The sequence below is a fragment of the Vagococcus elongatus genome, assembly GCF_003987645.1.
In the GTDB taxonomy this organism is placed as follows: Bacteria; Bacillota; Bacilli; order Lactobacillales; family Vagococcaceae; genus Vagococcus_A; species Vagococcus_A elongatus.
In genome coordinates this window covers 1-20,581 of record NZ_NGKA01000026.1, presented here as the reverse complement: position 1 = coordinate 20,581, position 20,581 = coordinate 1, and the positions used below count along the sequence as shown (strand labels likewise).

The window sequence follows — 20,581 nt, the reverse complement described above, 5'->3', positions numbered from 1 at the left end:
ACTTACAATTAAGAGAATCGACTATTCCAGTTGATTCTCTTGTCTTTTATATTAATAAATCACTATCCGGCAAAGTATGCCTGCGTTTCTTTTTGGTCTTTATTTAATTGCTGAATCAATCCTTCAGGTCCGGAAAATTTTATTTCCCCCCGCAGATAATGATGCCAGCGCACTTTAACATGTTCCCCATAAATATCATGATGAAAATCCAAAATATTGACTTCAACTGTGATATCCCGATCTTCTTCAAAGGTGATATTGCGACCGATTTGAGCCATCCCCGGATACCATTTTCCAGCCACTTCCAACTCCACCGCATAGACACCATTTTTAGGCAGTCTGACAGTTGATCTAGTTTTCACATTTGCTGTCGGGAATCCTAACAGTCTGCCCCGTGCATCTCCGTGAACAACGGTCCCTGTGGTTTCATAAACATATCCCAGCTGCTGGGCAGCACCTTCCATGTCCCCTGCTTCCATCAATGAACGGATTTTTGAGGAACTGATTTTTTCGTTTTTGTCTTCCTGTTTTTCTACACAAATGATTTCAAATCGATCTTGTGCGTAGCTAGGCAATTGTTTCATTGAAGCTGTTTCTATCGGTCCATAAGTATAATCAAACCCGGCTACCGCCACTTTCCCATGGAGAGCCACAATGTATTGATCCACAAATTCCTGCGGAGACAAACTTGCGAAAGCTGACGTAAATTCAATTAAATACAAATAGTCGACACCTAATCTTTCCATAATTTCGCATTTTTGCTCAATTGTAGTCAGATATTTCATGCCTCCAGGCTCAATTTTCTTAAATACGATCGACGGGTGCTGATTAAACGTCATCACAGCTAATTTAAGCCCTAGTCTTTCTGCTTCTTTTTTTCCGCGATTAATCACTTCTTGATGTCCTCTATGAACACCGTCAAAAAAACCTAAAACCAGAACGACATCATCTTGCGGAATCATATCTTCTGTGTATGGGTGATGAATTTCAATTACTTTCATTATTTTCTCTACCTATTCATTTCTTAAAATTTTTCTTGGTTTCAACATATTTGTTTTAGTAGGGTGGTTCTCATAAATACCAACTACTTGTTGATGATAAAAAACAGGGAGAATCTCTCCATCTTTAATTTTCCCAACTTCTTCTTGGCTCAAGAAGCCCCCATGTTTGACACTATTGTATTGTTCTTCTGTTAAGAAAAGCTTTTTATAGGAATCATCAAAAACTTTTTCAATGGGAAGGACAAACGACCAGTCATCCCCTTCGACCAAATCAGTTATTTCCTGAAGTGTAAAGCTTTGTTCCTTTTCTAGTCCACCACTGGCAGTTCGGGTCAAATCAGACATATGGGCAGGATATCCCAGCACTTTCCCTGTATCTACCGCTAAGGTGCGTACATAGGTTCCTTTCCCGCAAACTACTCGGAAACGCCACGATTGAGTATGAGTGTCCTCATGATAGCAAGGCTGGCTTGTCCGTTGAAATGAGAATATTTCAGCTTTGCGTTTAGGACGTTCTACTTCTAGGCCTTCTCTGGCATATTCATATAACCGTTTCCCTTTGACTTTAACGGCAGAATACATAGGAGGGATTTGCGTGATGAGCCCTTCCATCTGTCCCATTGCCTCATCGATGACCTCGATAGTCAGCGGTTGTTCCACGGCCTTCACAACAACTTTTTCCCCGCTGCGGTCTTCTGTGGTCGTTGAAAAACCGATTGTGATTTCTCCTTCGTAAACTTTTGCATTGTTCTGCAAAAACTCTATCACTTTCGTCCCTTTGCCGATACAAATAGGGAGAACACCGTCCACGTCAGGATCAAGGGTTCCCCCGTGACCAATTTTTTTCATTTGTAATATCCGTCTTAATTTAAAGACGCAATCATGGCTTGTCATACCACGTTCTTTCCATAAGGCAATAATTCCATCCATGAAAATAACCTCTCTATCCACTTAAATAACTCAACCATTATAACATAAAAAATATTTTTTGAGTCAAAGAAGGATTGTTGATAATCTCTCAACACTTGAAAAAAAATAAAGCAACTGACAATGATGACTGCCAGCCGCTTTTTTATCTCTCTATTAAAGTTTCTGAACTGATTTTACGTGATTTTTTTACGCTAGAGAAAATATTTCTGAAAGCCGCTTCGACGATACTTGATGAATATAAAAAACTGCCCATACTTTATGATATGGCGCAGCTTGTAGCAGTGAGATCAGTAATCAGTAATATCCGGACGCTCCTGTTTTAAATTACCTACTTTATGACTTCGGTTTTCAATTTCGGCAGTAACTTCTTCAAAAGAAATTCCTCTTTCTGCCAACATCACAAATAAATGATAAAGCAGATCACTGGTTTCAGCGATAATTTCCTCACGATGGTTTTTCATAGCAGCAATGATGACTTCACTGCTTTCTTCCCCAACTTTTTTTAAAATCTTTTCAATCCCTTGATCAAATAAATAGGAAGTATACGAACCCTCTGCTGGAGACTCCTGACGATGTTTAACCACTTGAAACAAAGCTTCAAATTCATTCGTCATTTATTTTCACCTCCGTACAATTGGTTGAAAAAACAAGTTTTTTCCCCTGTATGACAAGCACTGCCAATTTGAGTGACCTTTATCAGAAGAGTATCATAATCACAATCCGCCACGATCTGTTTTACTTTTTGATAATGACCGCTGGTAGCCCCTTTGACCCACAGCTCCTGACGACTACGTGAATAATAGGTTGCAAGCTGTGTTTCCATCGTCTGCAGCAGGCTTTCTTTGGTCATGTAAGCTAACATCAACACTTCCCCAGTGGCTGCTTCCTGAACGACCGCAGGAACTAAACCCTTTTGTTTCTCAAAATCAATCTGCTCAAGTAATTCTTTATTGATCATGGCAATACCCCTTGGGTAGCTAGAAAATCTTGAATCTCATCAACCGTTGTGTCGCCATAATGCAAAAGGGAGGCGACCAAGGCAGCGTCTGCAGCTTCTTCGATAAATAATTCTGCGATGTGAGACATTTCCCCACATCCGCCAGAGGCAATCAACGGCAGACCTATAGCAGTTTTGACCATCTTCAGCAGTTCAATGTCATACCCGTTTTTCATGCCGTCAGATGCCATACTTGTCAAAAGAATTTCCCCGACTTTCAACTCAGCCAGTTGACGGCAGTAAGACATCAGCTCGACACCGCTAGATTGTTTTCCTCCGTGCGTCATCACTTGCCACTGTCCGTCAATTTGTTTTACATCGATTGCCACGACAATTGATTTTCCGCCAAATTTTTCTACTGCTGCTCGGAGCATTTCCGGATCCTTCAGTGCAGCCGTACCGATAGAGACTCTTTTAGCTCCTTGATTTAAAACTCGAGCAATGTCAGCCAAAGACTTGATGCCTCCCCCGACTGTTACTGGAATCTCCACACTTTGACAAACCTCTTCCACCACTTTCGCAGAGGTGTCTCTTTGTTCATTAGTAGCTGAAATGTCCAAGATGATCAATTCTTCGGCGCCTTCATCTGCATATTTTTTTGCCAATGACACCGGATCTCCCATTACTTTCAATCCTTCAAAGTTGACCCCTTTGACCACTTTTCCATCTTTTATGTCTAAACATGGAATAATTCTCTTTTTCATCCAGTCCCCTCCTTATTGTAGCGAAAGTGCTTCTGCTAAATTCAACGTCCCTGCATAGATGGCTTTCCCAGTGATAGCACCTTCTAAACCAATCTTCTTAACCGCTCTCACGTCCTGCATACTTTTTACCCCGCCGGCAGCAATAATAGACATTTTGGTCAAGGATTGAATTTTTTTCAGCAAGACTTCATTTACTCCTTCCAGAGTGCCGTCTCTGCTGATATCCGTCACGATAATCCTTTTGACTCCCATCTCTTCCAGTTGAGAAATAAATACCTCGTAAGGAACAGCAGAAGATTTTAACCAGCCATGGCCATACACATGATCGTTTTTAATATCCACACCCACAACGATTCTTTCGCCATACTTGTCTAAAGCTTCCTCTAAAAATTGTTTGTTTTCTAAAGCGGCTGTCCCTAAAATCACTCGGTTGATGCCATTATCCAAATATTGACTGATTTTTTCCATGTCCCTAATACCGCCACCCACTTGCACAGGGATTTCCAAATGATTAGCCAAAGCTATAATAGCTTCTCCATTGACCAGCTTTCCATCTTTTGCTCCGTCCAAATCTACGATATGTAAAAATTTAGTTCCTAATGATACAAATTTTTCTGCCAAGGAGTGGATGTCCTTCCCCACGACTTCTTTCTGATCATAATCCCCTTGATAAAGTCTCACTGGCTTTCCTTCTAAAATATCAATTGCTGGCAATACTAACATTGAATCACCCCTTTGGAAGAAGGGATGTCTGTCCCAGTGACTTCACATGCTTTTGCAAGAGCTCTTCCCAGTGCTTTAAAAATTGCCTCGATTTTGTGGTGGTCATTGTCGCCGTATAATACGTTGACATGCAACGTGATTTTTGACTGCATAGCAAAAGCATATAAAAATTCTTTCGTCATTTCACATGAATAATCTTTAATCATCTCCCGTACTAAATCACAATGGTAGACTAAGTAAGGGCGTCCGCTAATATCAAGATCCACATCACATAATGTTTCATCCATCACCATTCGCATGCTTCCATACCGTTGGATTCCTGCCCTGTCCTCTAAAGATTGATTGACTAGCGTGCCTAACACGATACCGCAGTCTTCAATGGTGTGGTGGTCGCACACAGATAAATCTCCGTCCGCTTTCAATGTCAAATCGAACCCTGAATGAAACGCAAACAGCGTCAACATATGGTCAAAAAAACCAATCCCAGTCTCTACTAGGCTTTTCCCGGTGCCGTCTAAATCAATAGAAGCTTGAATTTTCGTTTCTTTGGTTTCTCTCGTTATCTCACTTTTTCTCATTTGATTTTTCCATTCCTTTTAATTTTTTCAACACTTCCAAGACCTTGTCATTCTCTGATGCTGTTCCCACTGTCAATCGAATAACACCCTCACCCATCTGACGAACTGCAATACCTGATGCAGCAAACGTCTCCGGCACTTGACTGCTGAGTTGACACACACCATAAAAGTAATTAGCCTGTGAAGGATACAACTTCAAACAATCAGGGGCAAGCTTAGAATAGTTTTTATACAAAACATCACGAGCCTCACAAAGATCTGCCACATCTTTTAGGATTAAGTGACAATGGTTTAAAACAGTCGTTGCCACCAATTGAGTCAGACTATTCACATTGTAAGGCACTTTTAAAGGCCTCACGTGTGCGATTATCTCTGGGTGAGCAAGTAAAAATCCGCAACGGATAGCTGCTAAACCAAACGCTTTAGACAACGTTCTGGTAATTCCTAAATTGTGATATTTTGATAAGTAAGGTGCCATTGTCCGCCCATAAAATTCAGTATAAGCCTCATCAATGATGACGGGAATATCAGAAAAAGCCTCAATGATTTTCAAAATTTCTTGGTCTTCTATGACCTGCCCAGTAGGATTATTGGGATTGGAAAAAATAATCAAGTCTACTTGTGATTCCTTCCCTTTAGCAATAAACTCTTCCACATCAAATACTTTTTGGACACCTAACGAGTAAGGGATGACTTCTCCCTCATTCTGTTGAACATAGTAATCATACATCGAAAAATCTGGATCTAAGGTGTAAAGCTTCTGCCCTTTATTAATATAGGTAGCAATAAGCAGCCCTAAAATTTCATCACTCCCATTTCCCGCGATGATCTGTTCCGGAGCAACCTCTGCATAAGTCCCGTATGCCTCGCATAAATCTTTCGCACCATCATCAGGGTAGCGGTTGAATGAAATTCCCGGCAGCTTGCCCTTGATTTCCTCAATGATTTCAGGTGGAAGATTCGCTGGTTTTTCGTTAGCATTTAACTGACAGCCCTCCAGCTGCTCCACACGGTAGCCTCTACTCATAAGTTTCCCTCCTGACTTCGACCGCTCGGGCATGTCCTTGGAGCCCTTCACTAAGAGCCATATTGATGATCTTATCCCCATGCTTCTCCAGTGCTTCTGGCGTCCAATGCAGATAAGATGAACGCTTGACAAAACTCTCTACTCCCAAGGAAGAATAAAATCTAGCTGTGCCGTTAGTCGGCAACACGTGATTCGTCCCGCCAAAATAATCTCCAATACTTTCACAAGAATCATAGCCTAGAAAAATACTGCCGGCATTTTTAATCAAAGGTAAGTAGTTTTTTGGCTGATTTACTAGCAGTTCCAAGTGCTCAGGAGCAATTCTGTTGGAGACTTCGATTGCTTCCTCGATAGACGAAACTTTTAGACTATAACCATAGTTTTTCAAAGAAGCCGAAGCGATTTCTTTTTTAGGCAACTCTGCTAATTGTTTTTTGATTTCTTTAGTCACTGCTGCTATTTTCTCATCAGATAAAGCGATTAATATACTGCTCGCCAGAGGATCGTGCTCGGCTTGAGACAATAAATCCGCTGCTGCATAACTGGCCTCGACTGCTTCATCTGCTATCACTAAAATTTCACTTGGACCGGCAATCATATCGATGTCAACTAAACCAAAGACGAGTTTTTTTGCAACGCTGACATAAATATTGCCCGGGCCAACGATTTTATCCACTTTAGGAATAGTTTTTGTCCCGTATGCCAAAGCGGCAATAGCTTGAGCACCGCCCACTTTATAAATTCTGTCCACACCAGCCACAGCTGCCGCTGCCAGTATCACCGGATTGACTTGGCCTTGACGGTCTGGCGGAGTCACCATGATGATGTCATTTACGCCGGCAATTTTGGCTGGTATCACGTTCATTAAAACACTGCTGGGATAGGCTGCTTTCCCCCCTGGAACATAAATCCCCACTTTATCAAGAGGAAGCACGCGCTGACCAAGATAAACACCATCCTCTTGGGTTAACTCGAATCCTTTCGCCTTTTGAGGTATATGAAATTTTTCAATGTTTTGTTTTGCTTCCCGAAAATTTTCCATTAAAAATGGATCCACACTTTTGACGGCGGTATCGATTTCCTCTTGTGAGACTATATAATCATCCAGCCAAACTGAATCAAACTGTTGGGTAAACTTTTTAACTGCTTGATCACCCTCAGATTTCACCTGCTCTATAATGTTGGTTACCTGTACAATAATTTCAGGGTCTATCTCACTGCTACGGCTTTGCAACAACTGCTTCATTTCATTTTCATTTTGATAATCAACTGCTTGTAACATCCATTATGCCTCCTTAGATTTAATGTCATCCAACAGGGTTAAAATTTCTTCTTTTTTCAAAATAAAACTTGCTTTATTTACAATCAGACGGGCACTGATTTCACTAACTGTGTCAAAGACCACAAGACCATTTTCTTTCAGTGTCGTCCCCGTTTCCATAATGTCTACAATACCATCGCATAACCCAAGCAACGGGCCGACTTCGACTGAACCTTCTATTTTAATGATTTCTACGTCCATTCCTCTTTGATTAAAATACTGTCGGGCCACTCGCGGGTATTTGGTTCCAATTTTGATGTGTCCCGTCATATTCCATAAATCACAATCAGACAAGCCTGCCACTATAAACTGACACTTGCCGATGCCTAAATCGAGCAGTTCATAGCAATTGCAGTTTTCTTCCAGCAAAGTGTCTTTGCCCACAATTCCAACATCAGCCACTCCATGCTCCACATAAGTGATGCAGTCAGGTGCTTTAGCTAAAAAATAAGCAATGTCTTTCTTTGTGTCTTGGAAGACTAGTTCCCGTCCTTTATTTTTTAATTTCTCCACACCATACCCATTTTTTTCGAACAAGGGCAAACTTGCTTTCTCAAGTCTGCCTTTTGTCAAGGCAATCATCAACATGTCATAACCCCCTTACACGAATATCTGTCAATTGATTATTGATTTTTAATTCAATCGGAGACTGCCCACTAAGTATTTGTCTCTTTTTCAAAGCCTCCAGCATAAGCTTCTGAGGATATTCGATTGTTATAGGCTCAGGTTGCGCAGGACTTTCCATTTTTTTAAGTAATTGATCTACTTTTATTGAAAAACCCACTGCCGGTAAGTCAAAGCCGAATTTTTTTAGCAATTGGTCATACCTGCCGCCGCTTAAAATTCTTAAACCTACACCTTCAACGAAAGCTTCAAAAATGATTCCCGTATAATAATTCAGACGGCCGATTTTCCCTAAGTCGATGTGAACTTGATCACCGTAGCCTAAATAGTCGATTTGCTCGTACAATATTGCCAGCTCATCAAGGATTCTCAATAAATCCGCATCAACTATTTTTTTTCTTGCTTTCTCAAGAACATCGAATTTCCCGTTCCACCAGACTAGCTGATTGATGATTACTTGATAGTCTTCTGGCAGTGCCAACTCTTCCAAATAAAGAGCCAAATCTGTCACTTGCTTTTCGCCAACGAGTTTGGCTAAATGATTTTTCTCTTCATCTGTAATTTCAACTTTTTCACAAATTTGATTGAAAAAGCGGCTATCCCCCAGCTCTAAGATAAATGTCATATTTTCCAATGTTGATAAAACATCTAAAGCACAAATTATGACTTCCAAATCGCCAGTTTCTTTAGGCAAACCTAACAACTCTACCCCACAGTCAGAAATTTCATTTTTCTTACCTGTCAATTCCTCATGAACTTTAAAAACACTGGCACAATAACGGAATCTTAACGGCATTTCTGCATTACGAAATTTTTTTGCAACTACTCGTGCAATTGGAATCGTCATATCCGCTCTTAAACTCAAGAGATTTCCCTGTTCATCAATAAATTTATATAAAGCTTTTTCGTTTAGACTTTCAAACCCAACCTGATAATTTTCATAATACTCAATCGTTGGCGTCTCAATTTCCTGATAATTCCAGCTAGCTAAACGAGCATCAATTTCCCTTTCAAGCTGTTTTTTCAACCGTGCTTCTTCCAAAACATAATCTCTAGTACCCAGTGGACTATAAAACTTCATTTCCAATCTCCCTCCTCTAAAAAAAAACAAAAAACTTCCGTCCTGAAAGGACGAAAGTTTGACTTCGCGGTTCCACCTTAATTCGCCAGCATTTTGCAATACTGACCTTAATGAGTGCTTTCACACTCAGGAAAGATAACGGTTCCTTCCGGTAAAGACTACTTCATTTCGCCTTTACAACTCCGAGATGTGTTTCAATATAGACGCATCTTCTTTTTCACCCACCAAGAAGTCTCTGATATGCTTCTATACCTACTCTTCTCTTCAACGTTTTGATTTAACTTGTATGTTACTCATGTTAAATGAAAATGTCAAGATTTTTTCTAATCTTTTTTTAATTTATTTCTAATTTTCATGTTTTTTTATCACTTTCAAAATTTTCCTGTGCCTGTCTTTTAAAAATTTGGTCCAATCCATTCTTTTGATGTAAAAAAATCACAGGTATTTTGATAAATTAATGAGCAAAACAAATAAATTCTGATATAATAGTAAACATATTGAAGAAACCCTTCGATTGCAAATATAATCTTTTTTGATATCAGCCGTCATCATCTACTTAATCATATTTAAATTTTATCAAAAGGACATTTGAAATTAGCCGGGTTTCAAAAGAAAGGATGTGAACCGACGCCGTCTTATGTGAAATATTTCACTTTAACAGCGTCCACTTATGAACCGAAAAACACTTTGGATCACGCAAACCGCACTACTCTTAGCTTTATTAGTATCTGTACAGATGATAACCTCATCCATGAAAAACACCCTTATTACAGGCTCACTAGTCAATTTAATTCTAATCATTGCTGTCATGCTTGGAGGATTATCTAGCGGTTTAACCGTTGCATGTTTATCACCGATTTTTGCTTTCTTTTTTGGTATCGGACCTGCTTTCTGGCAAATCATCATCTGCATCGCTTTGGGGAATGCAGTTCTTGTCGTCGCTTGGCATTTTATTGCTGGTAGAAACTCGAAGATGTCCGTTGCTTCAACGATTACGGCAACTATCGTCGGAGGGGTAGCCAAATTTATATTTTTATACCTTTCCGTGGTCCAATTCCTTCTGCCATTCGTATTACATTTACAGGGACCTCAAGCAAAAATGATTTCAGCTACGTTCTCCGTCCCTCAATTAATCACAGCATTAATTGGCGGTGGAATCGCAGTTGTGGTTTTACCATTGCTGACAAAAGCACTTGGCAGCAAAATGAGATTGAATTAACCCTATCAACGATTGAAAAAAGCTTCGCCACTTATGATGGCGAAGCTTTTTGTCACTTATCTTAAATATTTTTCCAAAGTCTTGATGAGCCTTGTCATTGCCAGTGAAGCTTCTGTCGGCAGCGAATCAAAGCCATGATTAATCGTTTCTTTTTCTCGGATAAAGTTCAATCTTGTTTCCATTCTAACTTTTAACAATTCCATATATTTTTTATCATTAAAATCTGGCTCATAACCTGCGACTGGTAAATAACTCAGTCCTGCTAAAGGTCCCATGGGTTCAAAGCTAGCTTGGTTTTCAATGATTTTTTCAATCAGAGAAAGTGTGATTTTCGCTGTGACTTTCTTGTCATTATAAAAACCAGTATTCAAAATATAACAGTCTATGTCATGGGTTGAAAACAAGGTTTTAAAACTCAAATAATCCTCCCCTAGAGGATAAGCTCTAAAAGGGTTGGCAAAAGGTTCAATGACGAGATTATCTATTTTAACATTTGGATCTAAATTTTCCGCTGTTGAACGTTTAGTAGCTAAAGTTGCCCCAAACACTGCAGGCAAAACATCTCCTTCTAATTTAACTAGTGGAGGCAGACTATCATCTTTCATAATCCAAAAAATAGCATCTATTTTCTCAGATAAATGATTCACCCTGTTTGGTGTGGCAAAGCGAGACTTCACCGTTCGGCCGTTACCATTCCGGATATCTTCAGTTACCAATACTTTACGATTATTATTGTCCATCGTCACGCCCACATTTTGGGCAGTTAAAAAGTACTGAATATCTTGACTGGCCATAGGATAATCTTGTGTTTTATCAAAATAAGCCGGCTCTAAAGCAATGGATGAGCCATCTTTTTTGGAAATAACAAAGGCATCATCGTGGAGCACTTTAATCGGATATTTGTGTTGGTGATTTGCCAACGTGATAGTGGATTTACCAGAACCAGACAAACCGAAAGCAGCCATCGTATAATGACTTTTATCCTCAAGCTCAAATTGTTTCATACCGCCATGACACGAAACAAAGTTATTGCGATGTGCAATCGTCCAAGCTAAAGTCAAGGTAGCCTTTTTAAATTCTCCAAAATAACGCAACCCTAAAATCGCTGCTACGTTATGATCTGGGTCAAACAAAGCCAATCCCAACGGAAAATCAGGATGTGACCAGTCTGGATCGGCGAATAAAAAGATATCCCCTTCCGCATATGGCTTCGACTGTTGATATTTATTCTGATACTCTTCATTGACAACTTGGAAATTCAGCAAATATGAATAAAGCATTTGTTCATAACCCTCAGGCACCATCACATGGCCATTGATCATAAAATCTTCATCAAGCCCGACCACGACCCGGCTGCGATAAAACGCTTTCTTTTCTGCCTGAAATAAAGCTTCTCTTAATATAACGCCATAGTTTGTAGATGTCTCCGTCTGCTGATTAATAAAACGTCTTGCCGCCGAAGTCCTGCCCACAATGCCACCGCAATTATCTACTAAAATTTTAGCATCTGAAGGCAAACCTAATTCCTCGGGCTGATAAACAGGTAAATCTGTCACAATCGTTCCAGGTGCATCTTTTGCAAGCACATAGGCTTCTTCAAGCGTTGAAACTTTTTTTACATGATTTCCATAAAATGCTGTTTCAACCATGACACGGAAATCAGAAAAAATCGGGTTTTGTTGATTGATATCTTCTACTCTAAACTGACTAATTGAACTCATAAATTCATCTCCTTCTAGCAGAATGTGTAAAATTTCCCTTGGTGAAAGTCACCTTACAATGCAAATCGTACCACTCTATAAAATAATTGTCAAAAGACATTAAAAGTTTAAATGACGCACCGCATGCGGTGCGTCAAAAATAATACGTGATACATTTTTATAAAACGACTAAAACTCTGACCGTTTAGTAAAGCTCGTATGTAATACGCTATGAGCCTTTTCACTTCCCGGTTTTCCTAGAAACTCTTTATAAACTAATTTAACAATCGGGCTATCGTTGGATTTTCGAAGGCCGCGATTCTTATCTGCTTCATATAAAGCAGCGGCACGTTTTGTTTTCAAATCTACAAAGTTTCTAACAGAAGCTGGCTGAACAGGCTGTCCACCGCCATTGATACATCCACCCGGACAACCCATCACTTCAACAAAATGATAGAATTCTTCCCCAGACTGAATTTTTTCGATTATTTTCTTCGCGTTGGCAATTCCTGATACAGCTGCCACTTTTACTTTGGTACCATTAATTTCATAACTTGCTTCCTTGATACCTTCCATTCCGCGAACTTCTTTAAAATCAATACTGTCTATCGGATGACCTGCTAATGTTTCACTTGCAGTTCGCAGCGCTGCTTCCATCACTCCGCCCGTTGCGCCAAAAATGTATCCAGCACCTGTAGCTTCTCCAAACGGATTATCAAATTGTTCATCAGGTAAATCATTGAAACGAATACCTGCTTTTTCGATCATTCTGGCAACCTCACGAGTAGTTAGAGCCACATCACAATCTGAATATCCCGCTGCAGCTTCATCTTCCCGTGTCACCTCAAATTTTTTGGCAGTACACGGCATAACACCTACAACAAAGATGTCTTTCGGATGAATACCCATTTTTTCAGCATACCATGTCTTTGCCAGTGCCCCAAACATCTGTTGAGGAGATTTACAGCTAGACAGGTTAGGAATTAATTCTGGATGATAAGACTCGCAATACTTGATCCATCCTGGAGAACAGGACGTAAACATTGGTAGAGGGCCATTATTTTGAACTCGTTCAATGAATTCATTAGCTTCTTCCATAATAGTAAAATCTGCCGCAACGTTCGTATCAAACACTTTATCAAAACCAATTCTACGCAAAGCGGCCACCATTTTACCTTCAACATTTGTCCCAATCGGAATGTTAAAGGCTTCCCCTAGCGTCACACGAGTTGAAGGGGCTGTCTGAACAATCACGTGCTTAGTCGGATCATCCAAAGCTGCCCAAACTTCCTTAGTCTGGTCTTTTTCAGCGATAGCACCCGTCGGACAGACGACAATACACTGTCCACAAGAAATACAGGCGACTTCTCCTAAACTTTTTTCATAAGCACTGCCGATATGGGTCTTGAAACCACGATCATTTGGTCCGACGACACCGATATCTTGCCATACAGAACAAGCAGCTACACAACGTTTACAAAGAATACATTTGTTATCATTACGGTACATGTGAACTGAAGTATCATCAAAATCATACTGCAAGTTTTCACCGTTGTAGTAATCTTCATCATCCACACTAAACTCTTTACACAACATCTGAAGTTCACAGTTTCCACTCCTGATGCAAGACAAGCATTTTCTTTCATGAGTTGAAAGAATCAATTCCAAGTTAATTTTTCTTGATTTAAACACTTTCTTCGAATTTGTGGTGATTTCCATCCCTTCCCTAATCGGATAGACACAAGCAGTGATAAGATTTTTCATTCCTTTCACTTCAACCACACACATCCGACAAGCACCTATTTCGTTAATTTCTTTCAGAAAACATAACGTAGGTATTTCAATATTATTGATTCTTGCTGCTTCAAGGATGGTTGATCCTTCCGGCGCTGTACATACTTTTCCGTTAATAGTTATCATAATTTCTTTCACAAGTCTCACCTCCTAACCTACATTGACTGCATGGAAACGACAAGCTTCCAGACACTGACCACATTTGATACATAGTGACTGATCGATATGATGAGCTTCTTTAACATTTCCGCTGATAGCGTCCACTGGACATCTTCGAGCACAGGCCGTACACCCAGTACAAGCAACTTCATCAATTTCATATGTGATTAAGTTCTTACAAACACCGGCTGGACAACGTCTCTCCATAACGTGGGCAATGTATTCTTCTTTAAAGTAATGGTAGGTCGAAAGCACAGGGTTCGGCGCTGTCTGACCTAAGCCGCAAAGAGAATTTTCTTGAATATGAAGACATAATTCTTCCATCTTATCCAAATCTTCCATGGTCGCTTTACCCATGGTGATTTTTTCTAAAATTTCCAACAATCTCTTGGTTCCGATACGACAAGGCACACATTTACCGCAACTTTCTTCTACGGTAAATTCCAAGAAGAATTTAGCAATGTCCACCATACAATTAGCTTCATCCATGACAATGAGTCCGCCAGAACCCATCATAGAACCAATTTCAGTTAAGTTGTCATAATCAATCGGCACATCATAGTGCTCAACTGGAATACATCCGCCAGAAGGGCCTCCAGTCTGAGCAGCTTTAAATTGCTTGCCGTCGGGAATGCCTCCTCCAATATCTTCAACAATTTCTCTCAAAGTAGTTCCCATAGGTACTTCAACAAGACCCGTATTCACAATATTTCCACCTAATGCAAATACTTTTGTTCCCTTAGACTTTTCAGTTCCCATCTCTGTGAACCATTCTGGTCCTTTAAGGATAATTTGAGGAATATTTGCATACGTTTCCACATTATTAACAACGGTTGGTTTTCCAAACAAACCCTTAACAGCAGGGAATGGTGGACGAGGACGAGGTTCCCCCCGGTGACCTTCAATACTTTCTAAAAGCGCTGTTTCCTCACCACAAACAAACGCCCCGGCCCCTAACTTCAAATCTAAATCGAAGTCAAAACCGCTACCCAAAATATTTTTTCCTAAAAGGCCATTTGCTTTTGCTTGCTCGATACCGATTCGCAAACGTTTAACTGCGATCGGATATTCCGCTCTAACATAAACATACCCTTGATTCGCTCCAATGGTATAGCCTGCAATTGCCATCGCTTCAATAACTGCATGAGGATCTCCCTCTAATACAGAGCGGTCCATAAATGCTCCCGGGTCCCCTTCGTCAGCATTACAAATAATATATTTTTGATCAGAAGGACTCTCTTTAGCAAAAGACCATTTCATAAAGGTCGGAAATCCAGCACCCCCACGTCCCTTTAGACCAGATTCTTTCAAATCATTCAGGACATCGTCCGGTGTGTATTCATTCACAACCTTTGCCAATGCTTGGTAACCATCAAAGGCAATATATTCTTCAATGCGCTCAGGATCAATCCGTCCGCAATTTCGAAGGGCAAGCCTTTTTTGCTTATGATAAAAAGGTGTATCCAATAACTTATTAATAACTTCTTTAGTTTTATGATCGTGATAAAGCAATTTTTCAACTGGTTTTCCGTCAATTAAATGTTGTTCTACAATTTTTTTGGCATCTTTAGGTTTTACTAGGTGGTAAAATACACCTTCTGGATAGACGATAGCAATCGGTCCTTGGGCACATAAACCAAAACACCCGGTAGAAACGATTCGAACTTTATCCGCTAAACCATGTTTTTCAAGTTCATCTTTTAAATTTTGGATGACATCTCCACTTTTAGAAGAAATACATCCCGTACCTGCACAAACCAGAATTTCTTTTTCGTACTGAAAATCTGACTCTGTACCGTCTTCGAGACGAATCGCAACATTCTGACGATAACTATCTCGAAGCTCTTTTAATTCACTCCAATTTTTCATATTTCTGCTCCTGACTCTTTTAAATCAAAGGTTTCGGCCAACTATCTTTAGTATTCAGTGTTACTCTTGATTTAGATAAGTAACCAATACTTTGTCTCCCTTTTTCTTCGTTAACCGTCCATACACCTCTTCATTAACAGTAATGACCGGTGCCAATCCACACGCTCCGATACAACGAACGGATTCTAAAGTGAACTTACGATCTGGTGTTGTTTCACCGGGCTTTATTTTCAAACTCGTTGCATAAGAATCTAAAATATCTCCGGCTCCTTTAACATAGCAAGCAGTTCCCATACACACGCTGATGGTATACTTGCCCTTTGGTACAAAGGTAAACTGAGAATAAAACGTTGCCGTACTGTAAAGCTTTTCTAAAGGAACATCTAATTTTTTAGATATCCTCTCTAATACCTCCACTGGCAGATACCCATAAATTCTTTGGGCTTCCTGCAATGCCGGCATTTGCCCTCCTTGGACACCTTGTAAATTGTTGAGACATTCTTCAAACTCCTGATGCTGGGATTCTGTTTCGATAAAATCAAATACTTTTTCCTTAACACTCATTTGTCTTTATCCCTCCTTTCTCACTTGATCAATAATTCACTATAGAAAGCGTGAACATAAAAAAATCCAACACTTTCAGTGCCTTTCTTTAATTATAGCAAAAACTAATTAAAATAAAACACTAATATTGTGAAAAGGTACACATTAATATTTTTTTGGTCTCATAACTTTTAATTAGATTGTCTAAAACAGTTACACACAAAGGTTTTAAAAAAAGAGACTGCTTAGATGTATAAGAGTTACTACACCTAAGCAGCCTGATTAACTGTTATAATACAGAGCTATTGTTAAACTAGATATCATTTTCCAAATCTTGTGTTTTGAAAACCAACTGTTCATTTTCTACCGTAATCATGATTTGCTGCCTTGGTTGAATCTTCCCAGCAATAATTTCTTTAGCCAACGGCGTCTCCACTTCTTTTGTCAAGAATCGTTTCAAAGGTCTTGCGCCAAATGCCGGCTCGTAAGCTCGTTCAGCAATCCAATCCTCAGCTTCATCTGAAATCACTAATGTCATTTCCTGATTTGCCAGCTTTTCTCCCAACTCATTCGTCAATTTGACAATGATTTGTTTCATATCCGCTAAAGTTAAAGGCTTGAATAAAATCGTATCATCAATCCGGTTTAAAAATTCCGGCTTGAAGTGACTGCGCAACAAGTCTTGGACCTGACGTTTTGCTTCATCAGAAATTTCTCCTTCCAGAGTCAGTCCATCCAGCAGAACGTGAGAACCTAAATTGCTTGTCATAATCATCACAGTATTTTTAAAATCAACGACCCGTCCTTTATTATCTGTTAATCGGCCGTCATCCAACACCTGAAGTAAAATATTAAACACATCTGGATGAGCTTTCTCGATTTCATCCAGAAGAACAATCGTATATGGAATACGTCGGACTGCTTCTGTCAGTTGTCCTCCCTCTTCATACCCGATGTAACCTGGAGGGGCACCTACCAGCCGTGAGACACTGTGCTTTTCCATATATTCACTCATGTCGATACGCACCATATGTTCTTCAGAGTCAAACAAGTTTTCAGCCAACGCTTTAGCCAGTTCCGTTTTCCCAACACCAGTCGGCCCAAGGAACAAGAACGAACCCAACGGACGGTTAGGGTCCTGCAACCCGGCCCGAGAACGAATAACGGCATCTGCCACTGCTTCCACAGCTTCATCTTGCCCGATGACACGCTTGTGAAGCGTTTCGTTTAGTCGTAAAATCTTTTCCCGTTCCCCTTCTTCTAAGCGAGCAACAGGGATACCGGTCAACCGCTCAACAACAACCGCAATTTCATGCTCTGTGACAGATTCTTGAATCAAACGCTCACTGATTTGAGTATTTCTGCCTTCCAATTCTTTTAGCTCTTTTTCCAATTGAGGAACAGTACCATGGCGCAGCACGGCCGCTTTCTCCAAATCATAATCACTCTCAGCTTCTTCAAGTTGTCGGCGGGCAGTTTCAAGTTCACTGCGTTTTTCGCTAATTTTATTGACTTCTTCTTTTTCTGTTTCCCACTTCATTTTCAATTCGTTAGCTTCTTCGCGAAGTTCAGCAAGTTCCTCCTGCAAAATTGCTAATCGTTTCTTACTGGCATCATCGGTTTCTTTCTTTAATGCCGCTTCTTCAATTTCCAACTGCATCAACCGACGAGTCACCTGATCTAATTCCGTCGGCATAGAATTCATTTCTACCCGTATGGAGGCACAAGCCTCATCAACTAAATCAATGGCTTTATCCGGCAAAAACCGGTCGGTAATGTATCGATGTGACAACGTTGCTGCCGCTACGATTGCATTATCATTGATATTTACACCATGATGGATTTCGAATCGTTCTTTCAGCCCCCGCAAAATACTGATCGTATCTTCAACTGTTGGTTCTTGGACTAACACTCGTTGGAATCTTCGCTCCAAGGCTTTGTCTTTTTCCATATACTCCCGGTATTCGTCGAGAGTCGTTGCACCGATACAATGGAGTTCTCCTCTCGCCAACATTGGCTTCAGCAAATTACCGGCGTCCATACTGCCTTCAGTTTTTCCTGCTCCGACAATATTGTGGATTTCATCAATGAATAAAATAATCTGTCCGTCGCTTTTTTTAACTTCTTTCAAGACAGCTTTTAAACGTTCTTCAAATTCCCCCCGGTATTTAGCCCCGGCGATAAGCGCCCCCATATCCAGAGAAAAAATAGTTTTGTCTTTTAAGTTTTCTGGTACATCTCGCCGAACGATTCTCTGAGCCAGCCCTTCAATGATGGCTGTTTTACCGACGCCCGGCTCTCCAATCAACACCGGATTATTTTTAGTCTTGCGCGATAAAATGCGAATCACATCCCGGATTTCTTCGTCTCGTCCAATGACAGGGTCCTGCTTTCCTTCACGAACCCGCTTGACTAAATCAACCCCGTATTTTTCAAGTGCTTCATACTGCTCTTCCTGATTTTGAGAAGTCACTCGTTCTCCCCCTCGCATATCTTCAATCTGTTTTTTCATTGCCTTATAAGTTATCTGTTGTGTTGATAAAAATTTTGTCAAGCGATAATTTTTTAGTTTCATTAGCGCTAATAATAAAATTTCAGTGGATAAGTAATCATCTTGAAACTCATTTTTGATTTTTTCAGCCTCTTGAATGAGATAAAATAAATTTTGACTAAATGTTTGACCATACTGAACATTGCCTTCCACCACAGAAAGCTGGTCTATTGCTTGCTCGATTTCACTTGAAAAGAGATTCAAGTCTACACCGGCTTCTTGATAAAAATTATAGGCAAAGTTTCCCGGTTGTACAAAAGCTTTCCATAGATGAGAAATATCGATTTCCTGATTTTTTCTACGCATAGCAATTTGCTGTGCTTCAGCGATGGCCTCTTGTACTGTGGTTGTCATTTTTTCTACTGCCATATTGCTACCTCCTAATTAATTTAACGTCCACCGTCTACTAATCCAAATGTTCCAAGTTTTTCAACAACTATCGTCAATTAACGTCGGCGACTAAAGACTTTCATTGATAGTAAACAGGGACTTTTCAAATTTCTATTACCCCTTTATTATATCCTTTTGGTCAAAAATGGTCAAAAAATACGTGTGAATATTTGATTTTTTTATTTCCATAGAAATCAACTCTCAGTCATTATATTTTATTGCTTTTATGATATTTCATTTGAATTCCTACCTGTCAAAAATTTATCTTTGAATCATATCACTTTTTAGTTTCCTCGGTCCTTGTTATAATGGAAAAAATAGCTAAGGGGGTTGACCCGCATGAAAAAGACAAATTTTTTGGTGATTTTTTGGTTATTATTAGCAATCATCTCATTCATCGTATTTTTAGTTAATTTTTATAGCTTTTGGTACGCTATTTCCTATTTGATTTTCCCGGATAAAGAGGGGTATATGGACGCCCAAACAACGGCAAGAAATCTCATGACCGCAGTTCCTATGTTACTGGTTACAGCTGGAACTTTCTATCTTGGATTAAAACAAGGACTAAAAGTTTATAAAGAAATTTAGTTGGAAAAATCAATACTAGATTGTAACGATTATCATTGGCAGAACATCTTTTTTGCTTTAGTTTATTTTTTAAAAAAGAGGGGAAAACTTATGAATGAATTTGAAACAATTGTCAATCACATTAAACACCCTGACCATAGGGGACAAATCAAAGAACTTTTTTCTTGGATTGAACAGTCATATCCTGAACTAGTGTCTGTCGTCAAATGGAATCAACCGATGTACACTGCCCATGGAACCTACATCATCGGCTTTAGTTTCTCCAAAAATCATTTTGCCGTATCGCCGGAAACTGTGACTATAAAACATTTCACCGCCGATATCGAACAAGCTGGTTATGATCATACCCAAAACATTATTAGAATCAAATGGGGACAAGCGATTGATTACTCACTGATAAAAAAAATGATTGATTTCAATATCACTGACAAAGCAGACCACAAAAATTTTTGGCGGTGATATCGAAAATAAAAATTAATTGAGAAATATTCTCAATTACTCTTGATTTTCTGATACAAAGGATTTAATATATAGATATAGACTTTTACACACGCATAAAAAGTCATTTGATACACTCTTATCCTGACTCTGAACTCCATATCGAAATAGAAATTTTCGCTTCCTTTTCTATTTCGATGTGGCGTTCTTTTTTATTCCTGGATAATTCATACTTATTTGAAAAAACAAGATAAACACTTTTGTGACGGTGTTTATCTTGTTTTATTTTAACACCCTTTGGGTGTACAAAAAGAGCCCCAATCTGTTATGGTTAAAGCGCCTAA

Annotated in this window: 19 protein-coding genes and 1 other annotated feature; of the genes, 3 read left to right on the top strand and 16 right to left on the bottom strand. The window is 39.6% G+C overall.

The genetic code is table 11. From position 1 onward, the window contains the following. Positions 1-62 precede the first annotated feature (62 nt). The 11 genes from ribF to hisZ form a co-directional block, all read right to left on the bottom strand. The gene (ribF, locus tag CBF29_RS12365; protein WP_126810035.1) at positions 63-1,001 is read right to left on the bottom strand and encodes a riboflavin biosynthesis protein RibF; all 939 of its coding nucleotides are present in this window, start codon (positions 999-1,001) and stop codon (positions 63-65) included. Positions 1,002-1,013: 12 nt separating this feature from the next. After that, the gene (gene truB, locus CBF29_RS12360; RefSeq protein WP_126810034.1) at positions 1,014-1,931 is read right to left on the bottom strand and encodes a tRNA pseudouridine(55) synthase TruB; all 918 of its coding nucleotides are present in this window, start codon (positions 1,929-1,931) and stop codon (positions 1,014-1,016) included. A 287-nt stretch (positions 1,932-2,218) separates the two neighbouring features. Further along, entirely contained in the window at positions 2,219-2,545 is a 327-nt protein-coding gene (gene hisE / locus CBF29_RS12355; protein ID WP_126810033.1) for a phosphoribosyl-ATP diphosphatase, read from the bottom strand. Further along, the gene (gene hisI / locus CBF29_RS12350) at positions 2,542-2,889 is read right to left on the bottom strand and encodes a phosphoribosyl-AMP cyclohydrolase (RefSeq protein WP_126810032.1); all 348 of its coding nucleotides are present in this window, start codon (positions 2,887-2,889) and stop codon (positions 2,542-2,544) included. Before hisI ends, hisE begins: the two co-directional genes overlap by 4 nt. Beyond that, positions 2,886-3,632, bottom strand: coding sequence for an imidazole glycerol phosphate synthase subunit HisF (gene hisF, locus CBF29_RS12345; RefSeq protein ID WP_126810031.1), 747 nt, complete (start codon positions 3,630-3,632; stop codon positions 2,886-2,888). Before hisF ends, hisI begins: the two co-directional genes overlap by 4 nt. Positions 3,633-3,644: 12 nt before the next feature. Then, positions 3,645-4,355 carry a 1-(5-phosphoribosyl)-5-[(5-phosphoribosylamino)methylideneamino]imidazole-4-carboxamide isomerase gene (hisA, locus tag CBF29_RS12340; protein WP_126810030.1) on the bottom strand — a complete coding sequence of 237 codons (711 nt, stop codon included), beginning with the start codon at positions 4,353-4,355 and terminating at the stop codon, positions 3,645-3,647. Then, positions 4,349-4,933, bottom strand: coding sequence for an imidazoleglycerol-phosphate dehydratase HisB (gene hisB / locus CBF29_RS12335; protein WP_126810029.1), 585 nt, complete (start codon positions 4,931-4,933; stop codon positions 4,349-4,351). Before hisB ends, hisA begins: the two co-directional genes overlap by 7 nt. Then, positions 4,920-5,960, bottom strand: coding sequence for a histidinol-phosphate transaminase (gene hisC / locus CBF29_RS12330; RefSeq protein ID WP_170170074.1), 1,041 nt, complete (start codon positions 5,958-5,960; stop codon positions 4,920-4,922). The genes hisB and hisC overlap by 14 nt, the downstream gene beginning before the upstream one ends. Further along, a complete protein-coding gene (gene hisD, locus CBF29_RS12325; protein ID WP_126810027.1) occupies positions 5,953-7,242 on the bottom strand; it encodes a histidinol dehydrogenase in 1,290 nt (429 codons plus the stop codon). Before hisD ends, hisC begins: the two co-directional genes overlap by 8 nt. Positions 7,243-7,245: 3 nt before the next feature. Continuing rightward, positions 7,246-7,869, bottom strand: coding sequence for an ATP phosphoribosyltransferase (hisG, locus tag CBF29_RS12320; RefSeq protein WP_126810026.1), 624 nt, complete (start codon positions 7,867-7,869; stop codon positions 7,246-7,248). Between the two features lies 1 nt (position 7,870). Further along, entirely contained in the window at positions 7,871-8,986 is a 1,116-nt protein-coding gene (gene hisZ / locus CBF29_RS12315; RefSeq protein ID WP_126810025.1) for an ATP phosphoribosyltransferase regulatory subunit, read from the bottom strand. A 43-nt stretch (positions 8,987-9,029) separates the two neighbouring features. After that, positions 9,030-9,263: a binding site (T-box leader), on the bottom strand. Between the two features lie 474 nt (positions 9,264-9,737). Here hisZ and CBF29_RS12310 point away from each other — a divergent pair. Next, a complete protein-coding gene (locus tag CBF29_RS12310; RefSeq protein WP_245987388.1) occupies positions 9,738-10,205 on the top strand; it encodes an ECF transporter S component in 468 nt (155 codons plus the stop codon). Positions 10,206-10,261: 56 nt separating this feature from the next. Here the strand turns inward: CBF29_RS12310 and CBF29_RS12305 are convergent, their stop codons facing one another. From CBF29_RS12305 to clpB, 5 genes are all read right to left on the bottom strand, one after another. After that, positions 10,262-11,926 (bottom strand): phosphoenolpyruvate carboxykinase (ATP), encoded by a 1,665-nt coding sequence (locus CBF29_RS12305; RefSeq protein ID WP_126810023.1) that lies wholly within the window; start codon positions 11,924-11,926, stop codon positions 10,262-10,264. Between the two features lie 168 nt (positions 11,927-12,094). Further along, complete coding sequence (locus tag CBF29_RS12300) at positions 12,095-13,837, bottom strand: NADH-dependent [FeFe] hydrogenase, group A6 (protein WP_126810022.1); 1,743 nt, start codon at positions 13,835-13,837, stop codon at positions 12,095-12,097. A 12-nt stretch (positions 13,838-13,849) separates the two neighbouring features. Further along, positions 13,850-15,727, bottom strand: coding sequence for an NADH-quinone oxidoreductase subunit NuoF (locus tag CBF29_RS12295; protein ID WP_126810021.1), 1,878 nt, complete (start codon positions 15,725-15,727; stop codon positions 13,850-13,852). A 60-nt stretch (positions 15,728-15,787) separates the two neighbouring features. Beyond that, positions 15,788-16,291 carry an NADH-quinone oxidoreductase subunit NuoE family protein gene (locus tag CBF29_RS12290; protein ID WP_126810020.1) on the bottom strand — a complete coding sequence of 168 codons (504 nt, stop codon included), beginning with the start codon at positions 16,289-16,291 and terminating at the stop codon, positions 15,788-15,790. Positions 16,292-16,583: 292 nt separating this feature from the next. Next, positions 16,584-19,190, bottom strand: a complete 2,607-nt coding sequence (gene clpB / locus CBF29_RS12285; protein WP_126810019.1) for an ATP-dependent chaperone ClpB — start codon at positions 19,188-19,190, stop codon at positions 16,584-16,586. Positions 19,191-19,550: 360 nt separating this feature from the next. Here clpB and CBF29_RS12280 point away from each other — a divergent pair, with 360 nt between their 5' ends. Continuing rightward, positions 19,551-19,799, top strand: coding sequence for a hypothetical protein (locus CBF29_RS12280; protein WP_126810018.1), 249 nt, complete (start codon positions 19,551-19,553; stop codon positions 19,797-19,799). 90 nt (positions 19,800-19,889) lie between these two features. After that, on the top strand, positions 19,890-20,258 hold the full coding sequence (locus CBF29_RS12275; protein WP_126810017.1) for an iron chaperone: 369 nt from the start codon (positions 19,890-19,892) through the stop codon (positions 20,256-20,258). The last annotated feature ends 323 nt before the right edge of the window (positions 20,259-20,581 follow it).

Coding starts and splice junctions, on each gene's coding strand:
- hisZ (WP_126810025.1), bottom strand. CDS start 8,986: ATGAAGTTTTATAGTCCACTGGGTACTAGAGATTATGTTTTGGAAGAA.
- clpB (WP_126810019.1), bottom strand. CDS start 19,190: ATGGCAGTAGAAAAAATGACAACCACAGTACAAGAGGCCATCGCTGAA.
- hisF (WP_126810031.1), bottom strand. CDS start 3,632: ATGAAAAAGAGAATTATTCCATGTTTAGACATAAAAGATGGAAAAGTG.
- hisD (WP_126810027.1), bottom strand. CDS start 7,242: ATGTTACAAGCAGTTGATTATCAAAATGAAAATGAAATGAAGCAGTTG.
- CBF29_RS12305 (WP_126810023.1), bottom strand. CDS start 11,926: ATGAGTTCAATTAGTCAGTTTAGAGTAGAAGATATCAATCAACAAAAC.
- CBF29_RS12295 (WP_126810021.1), bottom strand. CDS start 15,727: ATGAAAAATTGGAGTGAATTAAAAGAGCTTCGAGATAGTTATCGTCAG.
- hisE (WP_126810033.1), bottom strand. CDS start 2,545: ATGACGAATGAATTTGAAGCTTTGTTTCAAGTGGTTAAACATCGTCAG.
- hisC (WP_170170074.1), bottom strand. CDS start 5,960: ATGAGTAGAGGCTACCGTGTGGAGCAGCTGGAGGGCTGTCAGTTAAAT.
- CBF29_RS12280 (WP_126810018.1), top strand. CDS start 19,551: ATGAAAAAGACAAATTTTTTGGTGATTTTTTGGTTATTATTAGCAATC.
- hisB (WP_126810029.1), bottom strand. CDS start 4,933: ATGAGAAAAAGTGAGATAACGAGAGAAACCAAAGAAACGAAAATTCAA.
- hisA (WP_126810030.1), bottom strand. CDS start 4,355: ATGTTAGTATTGCCAGCAATTGATATTTTAGAAGGAAAGCCAGTGAGA.
- hisG (WP_126810026.1), bottom strand. CDS start 7,869: ATGTTGATGATTGCCTTGACAAAAGGCAGACTTGAGAAAGCAAGTTTG.
- hisI (WP_126810032.1), bottom strand. CDS start 2,889: ATGATCAATAAAGAATTACTTGAGCAGATTGATTTTGAGAAACAAAAG.
- CBF29_RS12310 (WP_245987388.1), top strand. CDS start 9,738: ATGAAAAACACCCTTATTACAGGCTCACTAGTCAATTTAATTCTAATC.
- truB (WP_126810034.1), bottom strand. CDS start 1,931: ATGGATGGAATTATTGCCTTATGGAAAGAACGTGGTATGACAAGCCAT.
- CBF29_RS12290 (WP_126810020.1), bottom strand. CDS start 16,291: ATGAGTGTTAAGGAAAAAGTATTTGATTTTATCGAAACAGAATCCCAG.
- CBF29_RS12275 (WP_126810017.1), top strand. CDS start 19,890: ATGAATGAATTTGAAACAATTGTCAATCACATTAAACACCCTGACCAT.
- ribF (WP_126810035.1), bottom strand. CDS start 1,001: ATGAAAGTAATTGAAATTCATCACCCATACACAGAAGATATGATTCCG.